This window comes from Glycomyces sp. NPDC046736 (genome assembly GCF_040645615.1).
Taxonomy (GTDB): Bacteria; Actinomycetota; Actinomycetes; order Mycobacteriales; family Micromonosporaceae; genus Glycomyces.
Map to the genome: position 1 here is coordinate 95,528 of NZ_JBEYYO010000019.1, position 16,871 is coordinate 112,398.

Consider the following 16,871-nt stretch of genomic DNA (forward strand, 5'->3'; position numbering starts at 1 on the left):
AAATATCGTGATATCGCCGCTTTCGCCTCACAGCAGTTCGAGCACCGTCGCGTTCGCCATCCCGCCGCCCTCGCACATCACCTGGAGCCCGCGGCGGGCGTCGTTGTCCTGCATCCACGACAGCATCGTGGCGGCCAGCCGCGCCCCCGACGCCCCCAGCGGGTGCCCCAACGCGATCGCCCCGCCGCGTGGGTTGAGCCGGTCCTCGTCCGCCCCGGTCTCGGCCAGCCACGCCAAAGGCACGGCCGCGAACGCCTCGTTCACCTCGAACACGTCGATTTCGTCCAGGTCGAGGCCCGAGCGGCGCAGAATCTTCGCCGTGGCCGGAATCGGCCCGTCGAGCATGAGCACCGGGTCCGACCCGACCGTGCACGCCGCCGCGATCCGCGCCAGCGGCCGCACCCCCAGCCGCCGCGCGTGCTCGTCGGTGGTGACCACCAGCGCCGCGGCCCCGTCCGAGATCTGCGAGGACGAACCGGCCGTGACCGACCCGTCCGCTTTGAACGCGGGCTTCAACCCGGCGAGCTTCGCGACGCTCGTGTCCCGCCGGATCCCCTCGTCGGCGTCCACGCCCGCGATCGGCGCGATCTCGGCCTTGAACGCTCCCGAATCGCTGGCCGCGGCCGCCTTCTCGTGGCTGGCCAGCGCGAACGCGTCCATCGCCTCGCGGGAGATCCCGTAGCGCTCGGCCACCAGCTCCGAGGCCAGCCCCTGGTTGAACGGCACCGGCGCCTCGGCGTCGACGTGCGCGGCGTACCGCAGCCGCACCGCCGGACCGTACGGCGTCCCCGCGCCCGCGCCGACGCTCGAACCCATCGGGACGCGCGACATCGACTCGACCCCGCCGGCGACGATCACGTCGGCGTGCCCGGCCAGGACTGAAGCGGCCGCGAACGCCAGGGCCTGCTGGCTGGACCCGCACTGACGGTCCACTGTGGTGCCGGGGATCGCGTCGGGCCAGCCCGCGGCCAGCACCGCGTTGCGGGCGGCGTTCCAGGACTGCTCCCCGACCTGCGAGACGCAGCCGAGGACCACGTCGTCCACGGCGTCGGGGTCCAGCCCCGAGCGCACCAGCGCCGCGTTGATCGCGTGCGCGGCCAGGTCGACGGCGTGAACGTCGGCGAGGGCGCCGCCGCGGCGGCCCAGCGGGGTGCGGGCGGCGGCGAGGATCACGGCTTCAGGCATTGCGGTACACCGGGGCGATGACGGCGCGGGCGATCGCGTTGAACGTCAAGTGGAACGCCCCGACGGCCATCGAGGCGTCCTCGGGCACGTCCACGGGCGCCTTGAGGGCGTGGACGGCGAACAGGTAGCGGTGGTCGGGGTCGCCGGGAGGCGGCGCGGCGCCCGCGTAGCCGACGCTCCCCGAGTCGTTGCGCAGTTGCACGGTTCCCGCGGGTGGCGCGGCGGCGGCCCCGGTCGCCAGTTCGGTCACCGAGGCGTCCAGGCCCAGGAGCATCCAGTGCCACCAGCCCGAACCGGTCGGCGCGTCGGGGTCGAAGCAGGTCACGGCGAACGCGGCGGTCTCGGCGGGGAAGCCCGACCAGGCCAGGTGCGGGGACACGTCGGCCCCGGCGGTCTGGGCGAGGTCGAGGCGCACGCCTTCGGCCACGTCGTCGGAGACGACGGTGAACGAGGGGAGCGGGGGAAGGAAATCGTAGGGCCAGGGGGCCTGTGTGCGGTCGAGCGACGTCATCGTCCTCCTCCTTCTGGGTCCCGCGGGCGTCGGCCCGCCGGGCCGAGTGTCCGGCCTTCGGTCGTGCTTCACCGATCCGGGTGAACCGAGGTTCGTGACGCACGACCCGGGCCCGAAAGGCCCACCACTGCACCGTATCGCGGCCCGGCCCGAGTCGGCCGCGCACGCCTCGGCGAGCCGGGCGGGCCGTTCACTGCCGCCGGGTGCCCGCACCTGCCTCCAGGTGCCGGGCCGTGAGGGCGCACATGCCGGTCGACGTCCGCCCTATGGGCCGCTTACGCTGGTTGCATGCCGAACACCGACGTCATCTCCTTCTCCCGGGGCGCCCCGTCCCTCGACATCGTCGACACCGACGGCCTCAAGGCCTCCGCGGTCGCCGCGCTCGACGCCGATCCGGCCGGGGTCACCGGCTACGGCACGTCCGTGGGCTACGGCCCGCTGCGCGAGTGGATCGCCGCCAAGCACGGCGTGAACACCGAGAACGTGCTGATCACCAACGGTTCGATGCAGGCCGACGCATTCTTGTTCGACCAGCTGGTCAAGCCCGACTCGCCGGTGATCGTGGAGCGCCCCAGCTACGACCGGACGCTCCTGGGCCTGCGCCAGCGGCGCGGCGAGCTCCACCCGGTGCGCGTCCAGGCCGACGGCCTCGACGTCGACGAGCTGGAGTCGATCCTCAAGGGCGGGGTCCGCCCGACGCTCGCGCACATCATCCCGAACTTCCAGAACCCGGCGGGCGTGTCGCTCTCGGGCGAGAAGCGGGTGCGGCTGCTCCAGCTCGCGAACGAGTACGACTTCACGATCTTCGAGGACGACCCGTACTTCGACATCCGCTTCCGCGGCGAGCAGCACCCGACGATGCTCGATCAGGACGAGCACGACCGCGTCGTGTACGCGTGCTCGTTCTCCAAGACCGTGTGCCCGGGCCTGCGCACCGGCTACCTGGTCGGCCCGGCCGGACTCATCAAGCGCATCGCCGAGGCCGCCACCAACACGTACATCGCGCCGAACATGTTCGCGCAGGCCACGATCCACCAGTTCGCGGTCTCCGGGCGCCTGGACCGCTCGATCGCGACCGTGCGGACCGCCCTCGAGGAGCGGGTCGACCAGCTCGCGGCCTCGCTGCGCGCGTACCTGCCGGACGCGGAGTTCGTGGTCCCCGACGGCGGCTACTTCCTGTGGGTCGACCTCGGCGAGGGTGTGGACTGCGCGAAGGTCGCGGCCGCGGCCGCCGAAGAGGGCGTGCAGGTCGTCAAGGGCACCGACTTCGTGCTCGAAGGCGGCGAGTCCTGCCTGCGTCTGGCCTACTCGGCGGTGAAGGCCGACCGGATCGACGAGGGCGTGCGCCGCCTCGCGAAGGCCGTGGAGACCTCCAAGGGCCGCTGACGGCACCGTCCGTTCTCGTTCGGTGACGTTACGTCGAGAATGGATGGCGGTTATGCGCCATGGCGTATAACCGCCACCGCGCCGCCCTTCCCAGGACGCGAAGCGGGGGCGAGAATCGGTGCGTGGTCGCGGCTCCGCCGCGCATAGGCCGGTATTCCCGCCCCCATGACGCCGGATCGGTGGACTCGCCCACTCCCCCCCAGGGCGAGGCACCGGTCCGGCGTTGCCTTTGTGCGCAACGCTTTCGGGGACCCGCGCGAACGCGGGCCCCCGATGCTGCCGCGACCTGTGCGGCCACGTCCGGCACCTGGCCGGCGCCCCCGCCGGCCAGTGCCTCTCCAGTTTTCTCTTCCACCGCAGCGCCCGGCCCGAGGCCGGGCGGCCACCTACCGGGTGACGCTGTCGACCAGTTGCTCGGAGAGCACCCGGTCGTCCAGATCGGCCTCGTCGAGGAGCTCTTCCGCGAGAAGCGCCTCACCGATCGACTCGGAGCGCTGCCGGTACCACAGGTAGAACGCCGCGCCCCCGAGCGCGAGCCCGGCGCCGACCGCGCCGGCCACCCACGGCCACTTCGGGGCCGGGGGCTTCTTGAGCCCGACCTTGGCGAGTACGACGTTGACCTTCGGCGCCGCGGCGTCCCGCGTCCCCCGCGCCGCTGCGAAGCCCGCGTTCTTCAACGAGGTCACTCCCTGCGTGAAATGGTCCACGGCCTCCCGGCGGGGAGTCGTGGCGTGTCGGCTGAAGCCCATCGTTATTGCCTCCTCTAGGTGCCTGTCGGTCTCATCGTGCACCGGGCTGTGACACCCGTCGAGGGAAACGGGGGAGAAAGTTGGACCAACCTCGGTCGTCTGGCACCATTGACGCCATGACGAAGGCGACGCTGAAGACCAATGCCGGCGACATCACGATCGAACTGCTCGACAACCACGCGCCCAAGACCGTGGCGAACTTCGTGGGTCTGGCCGAGGGAACGAAGGACTACACCGACCCGAACACCGGCGCGGCCGGCTCGGGCCCGTACTACGACGGTGTGATCTTCCACCGGGTCATCGACGGCTTCATGATCCAGGGCGGCGACCCGACCGGCACCGGCCGCGGCGGCCCCGGCTACAAGTTCGCCGACGAGTTCCACCCCGACCTCCACTTCGGCGAGCCGTACCTGCTCGCGATGGCGAACGCCGGGCCCGGGACCAACGGCTCGCAGTTCTTCATCACACTGGGCCCGACCCCGCACCTGAACTTCAAGCACACGATCTTCGGCAAGGTCGTGGACGAGGACTCCAAGGCCGTCGTGGACCGGATCGGCAAGACCGCCACCGGCCCGATGGACCGCCCGGTCAACGACATCGTCATCGAATCCGTCGTCCTCGAGAAGTAACGACGCCTCGATGAGCGACGAGCAGTCTGCCCCGGTCTGCTATCGCCACCGGAACCGCCAGACCTACCTGCGCTGCCAGCGCTGCGAGCGGCCGATCTGCGCCGATTGCAGCATCGACGCGTCGGTGGGCTTCCAGTGCCCAGAATGCGTGGCCCAGGGCCGCCGAACGACGCGCCAAGCGCGCTCGTCGTTCGGCGGCGCCGCGGGTTCGGGCTCGGCCGGCACGGTCACCAAGGTCCTCATCGGGGCGAACGTCGCGGTGTTCATCGCGGCGATCATCTCGGCCGGGAGCCTGGCGCCGCTGATGTCTTCAGTGCTGACTCCGCTCCACCAGATGGGCGCGGAGATCGGCTACCTGCCGCCGTACACGGGCCGCGGGGTGGACCTGTTCGGTACCGTCGTCTCGGCGAGCACGGTGTCCGAGGGCGCGTACTACCGCATGATCACGGCGATGTTCCTGCACTACGGGTTCATCCACCTGCTGTTCAACATGGTGGTGCTGTACATGTTCGGGCGGGTGCTCGAACACGACCTCGGCCCGGCCCGGTTCTTCGCGGTGTACATGCTCTCGGGGCTGGCCGGCTCGGTCGCGGTCTACCTGTTCTCCCCGTTCACCTGGACCGCCGGCGCCTCCGGCGCCGTCTACGGCCTGTTCGGGCTCCTGATCATGGTCAACCGCAAGCTCAAACGCGATAACCGCGGCATCTATGTCCTCATCGGACTCAACCTGGTGTTCACGATCATCGGCGGTTTCAGCCTCGCGGGCCACGTCGGCGGCCTCATCGGCGGCCTGATCTGCGGAGCACTCCTCATCTTCACTCCCCGCGGGCGCCGCGAGCTCCACTGGGTGTGGTTCGCGCTCCTGCTGGTCGCGCTCGCGGCGATCACGTTCTTCCAGACCGGTTCGCTCGACAACACCTACGACGTCATCTGACCGAGGCCGCCGCCAGGCGGCCTCGGCTCGAAGCAAAAACGCCGGCTCCGCCGGCGTTTTCTTTGCCCTCACCGAACAACGCTCGCGGTTTGGGCCGCGTGCCGGGCCCGGAGTTTCGCGGGGCGGACTGGCGATGGTCTTCCTCGGATTCTTCGGGTAGGGACTTGCATCGCGATCGAATCTGCGGCGGACGCTCCCGCGCCCTCCGACTCGAAGATTCGTTCGGAGTGGTCGGATCGGTGGGACTTCGAGTCGCTCCGGGGTCCTTGACTTGGAGGGGTCGCGGCGCGATCGGGCTTTTGGAGCTCGAGTCGCTCCGGGGGCCCCTCCCCCCCCCGCCCCCACCCCACCCCCACCCCACCCCCTCGCCCCACCCGCCCTGGTTGTTGTCGTGCATGGTGTGCCTGGCCGGGACGCTTTTCGCGTTCGGCCGACGGTCGGCGTTGACCGTCCTGCGGGGCCGGTCGGGGACCGGTCCGCTACGTGTCGGTGGCCCAGGTTCGGGCCTGGTCGAGGTCTGCCGGGGTGTCGCAGTCGAACCAGGGCGGCGGGCTGGCCGCGTTCCAGGGGACGACGTTGACTTCGATGCCGGCGAAGAGCGACTTCGCCGGGGCCCCCGGACTGACCGCTGCCGCGTTCTGGCGAACTCGGCTTGCGGGCCACAGGCCGCACAGCCACTGTTTGCGCCCCGCGTCGTCGCCGTACACCGCGCCGGTGTTCTCCGGCTCGGAGTTGGCGATGAGCAGTTGCAGCGCCTCCAGTGTCAGGAACGGCAGGTCACCGCCGAGGATCGCCACTCTCGTGCAGTCCTCGGGGACTACCCGCAGACCCGCTGCCACCGCGTGGGCAGGGCCCGAACCCGGTGGGTCCTCCACCAGCCCGGTCACCCCGCCCGGGAGGGCGGCCGATGCGGAGGGCCGCGAGCCCACGACCACTCTCGCAGCCGCGCCCTCGCAGGCCGACAGCATCCGTTCCAGGATCGTCGCGCCACCGACGACCAGTTCGCTCTTCGCGCACCCGGCGAACCGCCGGGCCTTGCCGCCGACCAGGATGATCGCGGCGAAACCGCTCGGGAGTTCAGCCATGCCACCAGACTAGCGATCACCCCGTGATCGTGGGGTCTCGTGTCCAGGGCGGTGGAGCGCCTGCGGTGTGGGTTTCGAATGCTCATCGCACCTCTCTTCCGGTTCTCTTGGGTCGCTTGCGGATCGACAGGCGGGTCTCGGATTGCTTCGGGGCCGAAGCCGGATTACTGCTCGCAGTCCGGTTGTTTTCGGTCGAAACCGGAGTCCTGCCTGCGGTTCGGGTTGGGCCGGTGGGGTTCGGGTTGCTCAGTTGCCCACCTCGGCCTCCTCTCGGTCGGCGTAGCCGACCTTGGTGAGCGCCGAGGGCGGGTAGCCCGCTTGGAGGGCCGCCATGAGCAGTTGCGCCAGGCGGTAGTTGGGCGCCGAGCGCAAGGCCAGCTCGAAGCATTCGAGCGCCAGGACGCCGTTGCCCGAGCGGTAGGCCGCGTAGCCCGCCACCGTGGCCGCCGGGGCGCGGAGGTCCTCCTCCATGTGGCGGGCCACCCAGATCCACAGGTCGATCCGGTTCGATTCGAACTCGCCCGAGGAGATGCGCCGCACCGCGTAGTCGCGGATGTCCAGGTCGCCCAAGGCCAGGCCGACCGCCGCGATGTCGGCCGGGCCCGGGAGGGTCTTCGCGGCCATCCAGTGGTCGATCGCGCGCAGGTCGGCCGAGCGCTGGCCGCTCCAGTCGAGGCCGGCTTCCTCGGTGAGCTTGTCGCACACCGCGCGGGAGACCGCCGCGCGGCGGCCCGTGGGGGCCGGGGCGAGCCCGGCTTGGATCGCGGCCCGGTTCGGGGCGGCGTAGGCGCCGGCGATCGCGATCTCGCACGAGGCCGCCGAGGTCTCCGGGACTGGCAGGCCCTCGGCCGGACAGCAGGGCTTGTCGCAGGTGAGCGAGTACCACCGGCCCTCGGTGACCCGCAGCAGGTCTTTCGGTTCGATGCCCGCGCGGTCCAGGAGCGCGGCGGCGTGCGCGATCGATGCTTCGGCGAGTTCCTTCTCGCCGTAGGCCACGATCACGCACCCGTTGCAGTTGTTGAGTTCGAGCTGCGGGGACAGATCGGTCAGGTGCTCCATGTGGTCGGTCGATCCGGGCAGGCCGGCTCGGAAGGTGCATTCGAGTCGGCTGTCGACCAGCCCGGACACGACCAGGCTGTTCGACGGGTGAAACCCCAGCAGTGGCGGGATCACGGTCAGGAGATCGGTGGGGCCTTTGATGCGGATGCTGGTCTGTGTCGCGTTCATGGATCAACTGTCGGTCATATGTCAACTACTGGCAAGAATTATTTTTTGCCCTGTGGATAACCCAATTCGCACCAAATTCGCCCTGTGGATAACTTGTCGGGTATCGAGGGGAGTGGTATATGCACCACTCCCCTCCCCGAGGCGGTCACGCGAGCGCGCGGGCCCCGGCCGCTTCGATCGCGGCGAAGCCCGCCACCAGCACCGCGCTCGCCAACATCAGGACGTAACCGGCGGCCGTGAAGTCGACCAGGCCCGTGAATGGCAACGCCGCCAAAGCGACTGCCGCGACGGCGTTGTTCACCGCGATCGCGGCCACCTGGCCGCGGACCAGGTTCGGATACCCGGCGATCAGGACCAGGGCCGCCGCGCAGCCGAGCAGGTAGACCCCCAGCGGCACCGCCCAAGCGGTGCCGAGCCCGAGGAAGCGGTCGGCCAGCGGCGCGCCCGCGGTCATCGCGACGCCGAACGCCGCGCAGGCCACGGCGTCCACCCGCAGCACCGTGCGCAGAGAAGTGGTCGTTGCGGTCATGGTTCCTCCAGGTCGTTCGTGCCGGGCCGGACGGCCCGTGCTGTGGTCGATCCTGCGGCCGACCCGGGCTGGACGCAATGACCTCACAGGTCATGGTCTTCGGACAGGCACCGGATTATCGTTGCGGCCGTGACCGTTCAGAGTCCTCCCGCACTCACCGCGTTCGGCGCGCTGCTGCGGCAGTGGCGCGCCCAGCGCCGCCTCAGCCAGTTCGACCTATCGGTGGCCACCGGCGTGTCAGCGCGGCACTGCTCGCGCATCGAGACCGGCCGCGCCGAACCGAGCCGCCACATGGTGCTGCGCCTGGCCGAAGCGCTCGACGTGCCGCTGCGGGAGCGGAACGCGCTGCTTGTGGCCGCCGGATACGCGCCCGCGTGGGCCGAGACCGACTACTGGGACGAGCGCCTCGCCGCCGCCCGGGAGGCGATCGCGCTGATCCTGGAGCACCACGAGCCGCTCCCCGCGGTGGTGGTCGACCGCTACGGGAACCTCCTCGACCACAACGCCGGGCTCGCCCCGCTCCTCGACGAGGTCGACCCCGGCCTGCTCGGCGGCCGGGTGAACCTCGCGACCCTCGCGCTCCACCCCCGCGGCCTGGCCCCGCGGCTGCGGAACTTCGCCGAAGTGCGGCAGTACTTCCACGACCGCCTTCGCGCGCAGGCCGACATCGCCGACGACGAGCGCCTGACCGAGCTGATCGCCGAGGTCTCGGCGCGCGAACCGGTCGGCGAGGACGATCTCAAGGAGCGCGCGTCGAGCCCGTTCGCCTTGCCGATCCGGCTGCGGACCGCCCGGGGTGAGCTGTCGTTGTTCTCGACCATCGCCACGTTCGGCGCGCCCCGCGACATCACCGTCGCCGAGCTGGCCGTGGAGCTGTTCTTCCCGCTCGACGAGGCCACCGCGCGGGTGTTCGCCGAGGCCGCCGCCGGGGGTGAGTCGGGCGGCATCGCGGGCGTGGAGCCGGTGCGGCCGCACCGGGCGGCAGACTAGGCTTAAAGGTCCGCACCGGGCCCGGCAGCCGGGACCGTCAGCGGGCGAAACCACAGGTCAGAGCGGGAGCGAAGCGTGTCGAACCAGTACGTCCACCTGCACGTGCACACCGAGTACTCGATGCTCGACGGGGCCGCGAAGCTCAAACCCCTGTTCGCCGAGGCGCAGCGCCTCGGGCAGCCCGCGATCGCCATGACCGACCACGGCAACATGTACGGCGGCTACGCGTTCTACCAAGAGGCGAAGAAGGCCGGAATCAAGCCGATCCTCGGCATCGAGGCGTACATCGCCCCGCAGGACCGGTTCCACAAGAAGCCCGTGTGGTGGGGCGAGCCGAGCCAGCGGGCCGACGACCTCTCCGGCGCGGGCTCGTACACGCACATGACGATGGTCGCGAAGAACTCGAAGGGCCTGCGGAACCTGTTCCGGCTCTCCAGCATGGCCTCGTTCGAGGGCTACTACTACAAGCCGCGCATGGACCGCGAGCTCATCGCCCAGTACGGGGAGGGGATCGTGGCCACGACCGGCTGCCCCTCCGGTGAGGTCCAGACCCGGTTCCGCCTGGGGCAGACCAAGGAGGCCTATCAGGCCGCCTCGGACTACCGGGACATCTTCGGGGAGGAGAACTTCTTCCTGGAGATCATGGACCACGACAACCAGATCGACATGCGCGTCAAGAACGAGCTGTACGAGATGGCGCAGAAGATGAAGCTGCGGCCGCTGGTCACCAACGACTCCCACTTCGTGACCGAGGACCAGAAGTCCACCCACGCGGCGCTGCTGTGCGTCCAGTCGGGGACCACGCTCGACGACCCGAAGCGGTTCAAGTTCGACGGCGAGGGCTACTTCCTGCGCTCGGCCGAGCAGATGTACGGGATCAAGACCGACGACCTGTGGCAGGAGGGCTGCCAGAACACGCTGCTCGTGGCCGAGATGGTCGAGTCCTATGACGACATCTTCGCGGTGCAGGACCGGATGCCGGTGATCGAGGTCCCCGAGGGCCACGACCAGGGGACGTGGCTGCGCGAGCAGGTCGCGACCGGTTTGAAGGACCGTTTCGAGGGCCGGGACGTGCCCGCCGAGTACCTGGAGCGGGCCGAACTCGAACTCAACGTCATCATCAACGCGGGGTACCCCTCGTACTTCCTCGTCGTCGCCGACCTCATCAGCTACGCCCGGTCGATCGGGATCTACGTGGGCCCCGGCCGCGGGTCGGCGGCCGGTTCGCTGGTCGCGTACGCCATGAAGATCACCAACATCGACCCGATCGAGCACGGCCTCCTCTTCGAGCGGTTCCTCAACCCCGAGCGCGTCTCGATGCCCGACATCGACATCGACTTCGACGACCGCCGCCGCGGCGAGATGATCACGTACGCGACCGAGAAGTACGGCAAGGAGTTCGTCGCCCAGGTCATCACGTTCGGCACCATCAAGACCAAGGCCGCGATCAAGGACGCGGCGCGCGTCCACCACGGCCAGCCCGGGTTCTCGATCGCCGAGCGGATCACCAAGGCGCTGCCGCCGCCGGTCGCCGCGCAGGACATCCCCCTGTCGGGGATCGTCGACCCGAACCACCCGCGCTACAAGGAGGCCGGGGAGGTGCGCGGGCTCCTGGAGAGCGACAACGAGGTCCGGCAGATCTTCGACACCGCGCTGGGCCTGGAGGGCCTGATCCGCAACGCGGGCGTGCACGCGTGCGCGGTGATCCTCTCCTCGCAGCCGCTCGTGGACTGCATCCCGATGTGGGCCAGGCCCGACGGGTCGATCATCACCGGGTGGGACTACCCCTCCTGTGAGGACATCGGCCTGCTCAAGATGGACTTCCTGGGCCTGCGCAACCTCACCGTGATCGGCGACGCGATCGAGGCGATCAAGCTCAACAAGGGCATCGACCTCGATTTGGACGCGCTGGCCACCGACGACCCGAAGGCGTACGAGCTGCTCGCGCGCGGCGACAGCCTCGGGGTGTTCCAGCTCGACGGCGCGGCGATGCGCGAGCTCCTCAAGCGCATGCAGCCCACCGAGTTCAACGACATCATCGCCGTCAACGCCCTGTACCGGCCCGGCCCGATGGCCGCGAACTCGCACAACAACTACGCCGACCGCAAGAACAAGCGCCAAGAGGTCGTGCCGCTGCACCCCGAACTGGCCGAGGCGCTGGAGGACATCCTCGCCGAGACGTACGGGCTGATCGTCTACCAGGAGCAGATCATGCGCATCGCGCAGAAGCTCGCCGGGTTCACGATGGGGCAAGCGGACATGCTCCGCAAGGCCATGGGCAAGAAGAAGCTCGACGTGCTGGAAAAGCAGTTCGCGTCGTTCGAGGCGGGCATGCAGGCCAACGGGTTCTCCAAGGACTCGATCAAGACCCTGTGGGACATCATGCTCCCCTTCGCCGGGTACGCGTTCAACAAGTCGCACGCCGCCGGGTACGCGCTCATCGGCTACTGGACGGCCTACCTGAAGGCCAACTACCCGGCCGAGTACATGGCCGCGCTGCTCACCTCGGTGGGCGACTCGAAGGACAAGGCCGCGATCTACCTCTCCGAATGCCGCCGCATGGGCATCACGGTCATGCCCCCGGACGTCAACGAGTCGCGGCACATGTTCCACCCGGTCGGCAAGGACATCCGCTACGGGATGGGCGCGGTGCGCAACGTCGGCGCGAACGTCGTGGCCGGGATCATCGAGGCGCGGGAGGAGAAGGGCTCCTACGCCGACTTCAAGGACTTCCTCCAGAAGGTCCCCGCCGCGGTGTGCAACAAGCGGACCGTGGAGTCGCTGATCAAGGCCGGCGCGTTCGACTCGCTCGGGCACGCCCGCCGTGGCCTCGCGGAGGTCCACGAGAAGGCCATCGACGCGATGGTCTCGATCAAGAAGGAGGAGGCCCGCGGCCAGTTCGACCTGTTCGGCGGCATGATGGCCGACACCACCGAGACCCTCGGCGTGGACCTGACGATCGCCGACGACGAATGGGACCGCCGCGACAAGCTCGCGTTCGAACGCGAGATGCTCGGCCTCTACGTCTCCGACCATCCGCTCAACGGGTTCGAGCGGCTCCTCTCCTCCAACGCCGACCGCCCGATCGCCGCGCTCCACGGCGAGGAGATCGCAGACGGATCGAACGTGCGCGTCGCCGGGATCCTCCAGAACGTCGCCAAACGCGTCACCAAGCAGGGGAAGCTCTGGGCCTCGGCCACCTTGGAGGACCTGCACGGCTCGATCGAGGTCCGCTTCTTCCCCAACACGTACGAGCTCGTGTCCGAATCGCTCGCCGACGACCTCGTGTGCTGCGTCAAGGGCAAACTCGACCGCCGCGACGGCACCGCGCAGCTCATCGCCCAAGACCTCGCCGTGCTCGACACCTCGACCGGCCCCGAGTCGAACTCCGCGCCGATCACCCTCGCGTTGCGCGCCGCCGCGGTCAACCCCGCGCTCATCGAGAAGCTCTCCGACACGTTCAAGACCCACCGCGGCGAAGCGCAAGTGCGAGTCCAACTCGCCAACGGCCCCAAGACGACCCTGCTCGCCCTCGGCGACGCCTGGCGGGTGCGGCCCTCGGTCGAACTCTCCGCGGACCTGAAGGCCCTGCTCGGGGCCGGAGCCGTCGTCGGCTAGCGAACCCGGACGGACGCGTTGCGGGCCTGGCGAATGCCAGGCCCGCAACGCGTCCGCGGGCGAGGCGCAAGAGGCATCATGGTCACATGACCTCCCCGGTACCCGTTCACGCCCTCGGCGCGGCCTCGCCGTCACGCCGCACGGCCGCCGTGCTGCGATTCCTCACCGAACTCGCCGCGTGGGCCGCGATCGGCGCTGCCCTCGCACGCACCTCGCCGCTCCTCGCGATCGCCGCCGTCCTCGTCCTCGTCGCCCTGCCCGCCGTGTTCGCCACGCCCGGCGACAAACCACACACGCCCGTCGCCGTCCCCGGCCCCGTCACGCTCCTCATCCTCGCCGCGACGATGACCGGCGGGCTGGTCGCGGCCTGGTACGCCTGGCCCGTCCCGGTCGCGATCGGCCTCACCGCCCTCACCGCCGCCTCGCTGGTCGCCGAACTGCCGCGCTGGCGGTGGCTCCTCACCCGAAACGAGAACTGAAACGCGGTCACATCGGATTGGCCGCGTACGTCATGGAGGTACCAGCACCCAACCGAAGGGAACACCGCCATGACTTCGCCCCGTTTCGAGAACCCGGCGCAGCACAACCCGGTCGTAGGCGAGATCGCCGCGGCCGTCAACAAGGTCAACGCCGAAGGCGTGCTCCCCGAGCGGCTCGTGGGCCTGGTGATGCTCCGCGTCGGCCAGCTCCTCGGCAGCAGCTACTTCACCGACCGCCAACTGAAGAGCCTCGACGACGCGCCCGAGCGCGTCGGCGCCGTCGCCACCTGGCGGACCTCGCCCCACTTCACCGACGCCGAAAGGGCCGCGCTCGCCCTCGCCGAGGCCGTGCACACCCCGAACCCGACCGGCGAACGCGTCAGCGACGCCCTCTACGAGGACGCCGCCAAGCACCTCAGCGAGCGGGAGATCGTGGTCCTCACCGGGGTGCTCGGCCAGATCGGGTTCTTCATGCCGCTGGCGCTCATCGGCAACCCCAAAGTCGGCGTGTCCTTCGCCGAGCAGTGGACGAAGTAGACGCGCTCGTTTGGGCCCGCACTCCGGTGCGGGCCCTTTCGGTCAGACCTGCACCGCCATGAACAGGGCCGCCACGGCCGGAGTCAGGTACATCAGCGGCGCGATGACCGTCTTGTAGGAGCGGGCCCGCAGCACCGTGACGACCGCGCCGACGAAGTACAGGACCAGCCCGATCCCGGCCGCGATGCCGATCGCCGGCACGAACAGGCCGGCCAGCAGCCCCAGCGAACCGGCGGCCTTGGCCGCGCCCAGCCAGTTCCACCACGCCTGCGGCACCCCGTACTGGGCGAGCGGTTCGACCACGAAGGACGACTTGGCGAAGATCGAATACGCCGAGAACCCGATCCACAGGGCGGCGACGATCGTGACGATGTAGAAGGCGACGGTCATGGGAAGCTCCGGTTCGGTTTCGGGGACGCTGTTACCGGGTTGAACCCCGGGCCGCCCCGAACGTGACAGGACGTGTCGGGCATCACCAACCTCGGCTCGCGACGTGAACGTAGCCGGAGACCTCGCCACGGCCGTGCCGCCGGCTACGAACGCGCCGCCACACCGAAACGGTGCGGCGGCGCCTTCGCTCAAGTCAGCCCTCCAGCGAGGACCAGAACTCGAGGTGGTGCCCCTCGGCGAAGTCCACCGTGCGCGCCCCCTCCGGGGTGAGCTGGCGGACCAGGTCGCCCTCGGCCTCGGCCCAGCGGCCGCGCCCGTCCGGGTCGCCGGTCCGGGCGAAGTCGGTCCACGCGTCGGTCATCAGGTCCGCGAGCGGCTCGACCTCGGGGCTGCGCTCCTCGAAGATCGTGGTGTCGAACAGGAACGCCACGTCGGCCATGTGGAACGCGTCCAGCTCCCAGTCCGGCGCCTCGAAGAACGAGAAGTACGGGGCGCCCGACACCGACATCTCATAGGCGAAGGTCGGGCCCCGGTCGCCAAGAGCATCCACAGTGGCCGCGAGGTCCGCGGCCCACACCGCGTCGGTCTGCACCGCCGCGAGCGCCTTCGCCGGGTTCTCGTAGTCGCTGAGCGGATACCGCGCCTCGATCGCCGCCGCCGCGTCGCCGAACTCGGCCTCCAGCGCCGGCAGGTACTCCTCGGCCGTCATCTCGTGCCCGGTCAGGACCTCGATCCCGGCGGTCATGAGCTGCTGCTCGTCGCGGTTGATGCCGACCAGGATCGGCACCTCGTTGACGTGGCCGGTCTCGATCGCCTCGGCCGTGGCGAGCGGCATGACCGGCCCGCCGTCGACCGGCTGCACCTCGTACAGGCCCAAAATGGACTCGTTGATCGCGGTCGTGTCCAAGGCCCGCAGGCAGGCCTCGGCCTCGTCCCGGTCGGTGCAGCCGAGCTGCTCGGCGACCGCGATGTCGCGGTCCTGCCCTTCGATTCGCGTCGGCGCCCATGTCGAGGCGCACGGGGCGCTCTGCATGATCGCCTTGTCGAACAGGCCCGCCGAGGACGGCGAGGTCAGGTGGGCGCACACGTCGTACCCGCCGCCGGACTCGCCGAAGATCGTCAGGTTCGACTCGTCGCCGCCGAACGCCTCGGCGTTCTCCCGCACCCAGGCCATGGCGGCCTGCTGGTCCTCCAGGCCCCAGTTGCCCGAGGTGGTCGCCCCGCCCTCGTCGAGCGCGGGGTGGGCCATGTTCGCGAACAGGCCCTGGCGGTAGTTCACCGTGACGACCACGGCGCCCTCCTCGACCAGGCGGGAGGGATCGTACTGCTCGGCCGCGCCGTAGGAGTTCCCGCCGCCGTGGAACCACACCATGACCGGCAGGTCGCCGCGGTTCTCGTTGGGCGCGTAGACGTTCAGGTAGAGACAGTCCTCCTCTTCACTGGGGACGCCGGGCATCGGCGCCTCACCTTGGGCACAGGCGCTCCCGAACTCGGTGGCCTCCCGCACCCCCTTCCAGGCCTCGGCCGGCTGCGGTGACTCCCAGCGGAGTTCGTCCACCGGTGGGGCGGCGTACGGGACGCCGAGCCAGGAGCGGACCGCGCCCTCGGCGCTGCCCTGGAGCGTGCCGAGCGAGGTGTCGACTCGGGTCGGCGGGCGGTGGCGGTCGCCTTCGGCGTTCGCGGCGGCGAAGCCCGAGGCGATCGAGGCGGTGGCGAGACCGAGGGCGGCGAGGCCGACGGCGAAGCGGGTGGTTCTGGTTTTCGCAGACATGGCGGGGGGTCGCTTTCGTTTCCTGCGAACGGGGTTCGTTCGCTGCTGGGAGAACCGTACCAAGGATTTGGGCAAATGCGCAAGGCGACCGCCTGAAAAATCTGCCTGAGGCGTTCGATCTAGGCAAACGCGCAGGAAGGGGCTAGGATCGTGGCATGGGAAACCGCGAAGCGCTCCTCGAAGGCGCGAAGAAATGCCTCCGCGAGAAGGGGTACGACCGCACCACGGTGCGCGACATCGCCACCGCAGCCGGGGTGAGCATGGCCGCGATCGGCTACCACTACGGCTCCAGGGAGGCGCTGCTCCAACAGGCCCTCTTCGCCTCCCTCGAAGACTGGGACGAAGGACTCCACGACGCGCTGCTCGCGCTCGACGCGCCAAAGGGCCCCGAGCGGTTCGACGCGGTCTGGACCCTCCTCATCGAGCACATCCAGCAGAACCGCACCATGTGGATGGCCAGTTTCGAGCTGTTCATGCTCGCGCAGCGCTCACCGGAGATCGCGCTGGCTTACGCGGACGGCCAGCCCGGTGCGACCGCCGCGATGGCCGCCCTCGCCACCGGGGAGATCGAGGAGACGATCGACGCGGAGACGATCCGCACCATCGGCGCCGTCCAGATGGCCCTGGTCAGCGGCGTCGTCATGCAGTGGATGTCCTACCCCGACAACGCCCCCGGCCCAAAGGAGCTCGCGGCCGGACTGCGCGGCATCGTCGCCGCGCTCGACGAGTGAGCGGCACTTAGGGCGTGTTTGGGAACCCCCGACGGCCGTTATCCGGCCCATTCGCCCGCTCGCTTCGTTGTCGGCCTTCCCGATACAACACCGGTATCGGGAAGGCCTTCCGCCTCCCGA

The 16,871-nt window shown here is 69.8% G+C and carries 16 protein-coding genes; 8 read left to right on the forward strand and 8 right to left on the reverse strand.

Annotated features, from left to right (window positions below; genetic code table 11):
* Nucleotides 1-27: 27 nt before the first annotated feature.
* Nucleotides 28-1,185 carry a thiolase family protein gene (locus AB0B28_RS18370; protein ID WP_360122581.1) on the reverse strand — a complete coding sequence of 386 codons (1,158 nt, stop codon included), beginning with the start codon at nucleotides 1,183-1,185 and terminating at the stop codon, nucleotides 28-30.
* A complete protein-coding gene (locus AB0B28_RS18375; RefSeq protein WP_360122584.1) occupies nucleotides 1,178-1,696 on the reverse strand; it encodes a YbhB/YbcL family Raf kinase inhibitor-like protein in 519 nt (172 codons plus the stop codon). The genes AB0B28_RS18370 and AB0B28_RS18375 overlap by 8 nt, the downstream gene beginning before the upstream one ends.
* Nucleotides 1,697-1,984: 288 nt before the next feature.
* On the opposite strand from AB0B28_RS18375, the gene AB0B28_RS18380 reads away from it, so the two are divergent.
* Nucleotides 1,985-3,082, forward strand: coding sequence for a PLP-dependent aminotransferase family protein (locus tag AB0B28_RS18380; protein WP_360122587.1), 1,098 nt, complete (start codon nucleotides 1,985-1,987; stop codon nucleotides 3,080-3,082).
* A 386-nt stretch (nucleotides 3,083-3,468) separates the two neighbouring features.
* On the opposite strand, the gene AB0B28_RS18385 is transcribed toward AB0B28_RS18380, so the two are convergent.
* Nucleotides 3,469-3,831: a hypothetical protein gene (locus AB0B28_RS18385; RefSeq protein WP_360122590.1), complete on the reverse strand. Its 363-nt coding sequence runs from the start codon at nucleotides 3,829-3,831 to the stop codon at nucleotides 3,469-3,471.
* Between the two features lie 116 nt (nucleotides 3,832-3,947).
* Between AB0B28_RS18385 and AB0B28_RS18390 the strand changes: the two genes are divergently transcribed.
* Both AB0B28_RS18390 and AB0B28_RS18395 read left to right on the forward strand, forming a co-directional pair.
* The gene (locus AB0B28_RS18390) at nucleotides 3,948-4,460 is read left to right on the forward strand and encodes a peptidylprolyl isomerase (protein ID WP_360122593.1); all 513 of its coding nucleotides are present in this window, start codon (nucleotides 3,948-3,950) and stop codon (nucleotides 4,458-4,460) included.
* A 10-nt stretch (nucleotides 4,461-4,470) separates the two neighbouring features.
* Nucleotides 4,471-5,394: a rhomboid family intramembrane serine protease gene (locus tag AB0B28_RS18395; RefSeq protein ID WP_360122596.1), complete on the forward strand. Its 924-nt coding sequence runs from the start codon at nucleotides 4,471-4,473 to the stop codon at nucleotides 5,392-5,394.
* Between the two features lie 479 nt (nucleotides 5,395-5,873).
* Here the strand turns inward: AB0B28_RS18395 and AB0B28_RS18400 are convergent, their stop codons facing one another.
* From AB0B28_RS18400 to AB0B28_RS18410, 3 genes are all read right to left on the reverse strand, one after another.
* Nucleotides 5,874-6,479, reverse strand: a complete 606-nt coding sequence (locus AB0B28_RS18400) for a molybdenum cofactor guanylyltransferase (protein WP_360122599.1) — start codon at nucleotides 6,477-6,479, stop codon at nucleotides 5,874-5,876.
* Nucleotides 6,480-6,725: 246 nt separating this feature from the next.
* On the reverse strand, nucleotides 6,726-7,706 hold the full coding sequence (locus tag AB0B28_RS18405) for a DUF4192 domain-containing protein (RefSeq protein WP_360122602.1): 981 nt from the start codon (nucleotides 7,704-7,706) through the stop codon (nucleotides 6,726-6,728).
* Nucleotides 7,707-7,851: 145 nt separating this feature from the next.
* Nucleotides 7,852-8,235 carry a hypothetical protein gene (locus AB0B28_RS18410; RefSeq protein WP_360122605.1) on the reverse strand — a complete coding sequence of 128 codons (384 nt, stop codon included), beginning with the start codon at nucleotides 8,233-8,235 and terminating at the stop codon, nucleotides 7,852-7,854.
* A 129-nt stretch (nucleotides 8,236-8,364) separates the two neighbouring features.
* On the opposite strand from AB0B28_RS18410, the gene AB0B28_RS18415 reads away from it, so the two are divergent.
* The 4 genes from AB0B28_RS18415 (at nucleotide 8,365) to AB0B28_RS18430 (ending at nucleotide 13,859) form a co-directional block, all read left to right on the forward strand.
* Nucleotides 8,365-9,225, forward strand: a complete 861-nt coding sequence (locus AB0B28_RS18415; protein ID WP_360122608.1) for a helix-turn-helix transcriptional regulator — start codon at nucleotides 8,365-8,367, stop codon at nucleotides 9,223-9,225.
* Nucleotides 9,226-9,300: 75 nt separating this feature from the next.
* Nucleotides 9,301-12,843 (forward strand): DNA polymerase III subunit alpha, encoded by a 3,543-nt coding sequence (gene dnaE, locus AB0B28_RS18420; protein ID WP_360122611.1) that lies wholly within the window; start codon nucleotides 9,301-9,303, stop codon nucleotides 12,841-12,843.
* A gap of 86 nt (nucleotides 12,844-12,929) precedes the next feature.
* On the forward strand, nucleotides 12,930-13,322 hold the full coding sequence (locus AB0B28_RS18425) for a hypothetical protein (protein WP_360122614.1): 393 nt from the start codon (nucleotides 12,930-12,932) through the stop codon (nucleotides 13,320-13,322).
* A gap of 69 nt (nucleotides 13,323-13,391) precedes the next feature.
* Nucleotides 13,392-13,859, forward strand: coding sequence for a carboxymuconolactone decarboxylase family protein (locus AB0B28_RS18430; RefSeq protein ID WP_360122617.1), 468 nt, complete (start codon nucleotides 13,392-13,394; stop codon nucleotides 13,857-13,859).
* A gap of 42 nt (nucleotides 13,860-13,901) precedes the next feature.
* On the opposite strand, the gene AB0B28_RS18435 is transcribed toward AB0B28_RS18430, so the two are convergent.
* Together AB0B28_RS18435 and AB0B28_RS18440 are read right to left on the reverse strand one after the other, a co-directional pair.
* Complete coding sequence (locus tag AB0B28_RS18435; protein ID WP_360122620.1) at nucleotides 13,902-14,249, reverse strand: DoxX family protein; 348 nt, start codon at nucleotides 14,247-14,249, stop codon at nucleotides 13,902-13,904.
* A gap of 193 nt (nucleotides 14,250-14,442) precedes the next feature.
* The gene (locus AB0B28_RS18440; protein WP_360122623.1) at nucleotides 14,443-16,020 is read right to left on the reverse strand and encodes a carboxylesterase family protein; all 1,578 of its coding nucleotides are present in this window, start codon (nucleotides 16,018-16,020) and stop codon (nucleotides 14,443-14,445) included.
* A gap of 155 nt (nucleotides 16,021-16,175) precedes the next feature.
* Here AB0B28_RS18440 and AB0B28_RS18445 point away from each other — a divergent pair, with 155 nt between their 5' ends.
* Nucleotides 16,176-16,751 carry a TetR/AcrR family transcriptional regulator gene (locus tag AB0B28_RS18445; protein WP_360122626.1) on the forward strand — a complete coding sequence of 192 codons (576 nt, stop codon included), beginning with the start codon at nucleotides 16,176-16,178 and terminating at the stop codon, nucleotides 16,749-16,751.
* Nucleotides 16,752-16,871 lie beyond the last annotated feature (120 nt).

Excerpts from the sequence above, each read along its gene's own strand:
- AB0B28_RS18440 (WP_360122623.1), bottom strand. The coding sequence starts at position 16,020 with ATGTCTGCGAAAACCAGAACCACCCGCTTCGCCGTCGGCCTCGCCGCC.
- AB0B28_RS18385 (WP_360122590.1), bottom strand. The coding sequence starts at position 3,831 with ATGGGCTTCAGCCGACACGCCACGACTCCCCGCCGGGAGGCCGTGGAC.
- AB0B28_RS18430 (WP_360122617.1), top strand. The coding sequence starts at position 13,392 with ATGACTTCGCCCCGTTTCGAGAACCCGGCGCAGCACAACCCGGTCGTA.
- AB0B28_RS18375 (WP_360122584.1), bottom strand. The coding sequence starts at position 1,696 with ATGACGTCGCTCGACCGCACACAGGCCCCCTGGCCCTACGATTTCCTT.
- AB0B28_RS18400 (WP_360122599.1), bottom strand. The coding sequence starts at position 6,479 with ATGGCTGAACTCCCGAGCGGTTTCGCCGCGATCATCCTGGTCGGCGGC.
- AB0B28_RS18425 (WP_360122614.1), top strand. The coding sequence starts at position 12,930 with ATGACCTCCCCGGTACCCGTTCACGCCCTCGGCGCGGCCTCGCCGTCA.
- AB0B28_RS18370 (WP_360122581.1), bottom strand. The coding sequence starts at position 1,185 with ATGCCTGAAGCCGTGATCCTCGCCGCCGCCCGCACCCCGCTGGGCCGC.
- AB0B28_RS18435 (WP_360122620.1), bottom strand. The coding sequence starts at position 14,249 with ATGACCGTCGCCTTCTACATCGTCACGATCGTCGCCGCCCTGTGGATC.
- AB0B28_RS18380 (WP_360122587.1), top strand. The coding sequence starts at position 1,985 with ATGCCGAACACCGACGTCATCTCCTTCTCCCGGGGCGCCCCGTCCCTC.
- AB0B28_RS18410 (WP_360122605.1), bottom strand. The coding sequence starts at position 8,235 with ATGACCGCAACGACCACTTCTCTGCGCACGGTGCTGCGGGTGGACGCC.
- AB0B28_RS18390 (WP_360122593.1), top strand. The coding sequence starts at position 3,948 with ATGACGAAGGCGACGCTGAAGACCAATGCCGGCGACATCACGATCGAA.
- AB0B28_RS18445 (WP_360122626.1), top strand. The coding sequence starts at position 16,176 with ATGGGAAACCGCGAAGCGCTCCTCGAAGGCGCGAAGAAATGCCTCCGC.
- AB0B28_RS18405 (WP_360122602.1), bottom strand. The coding sequence starts at position 7,706 with ATGAACGCGACACAGACCAGCATCCGCATCAAAGGCCCCACCGATCTC.
- AB0B28_RS18395 (WP_360122596.1), top strand. The coding sequence starts at position 4,471 with ATGAGCGACGAGCAGTCTGCCCCGGTCTGCTATCGCCACCGGAACCGC.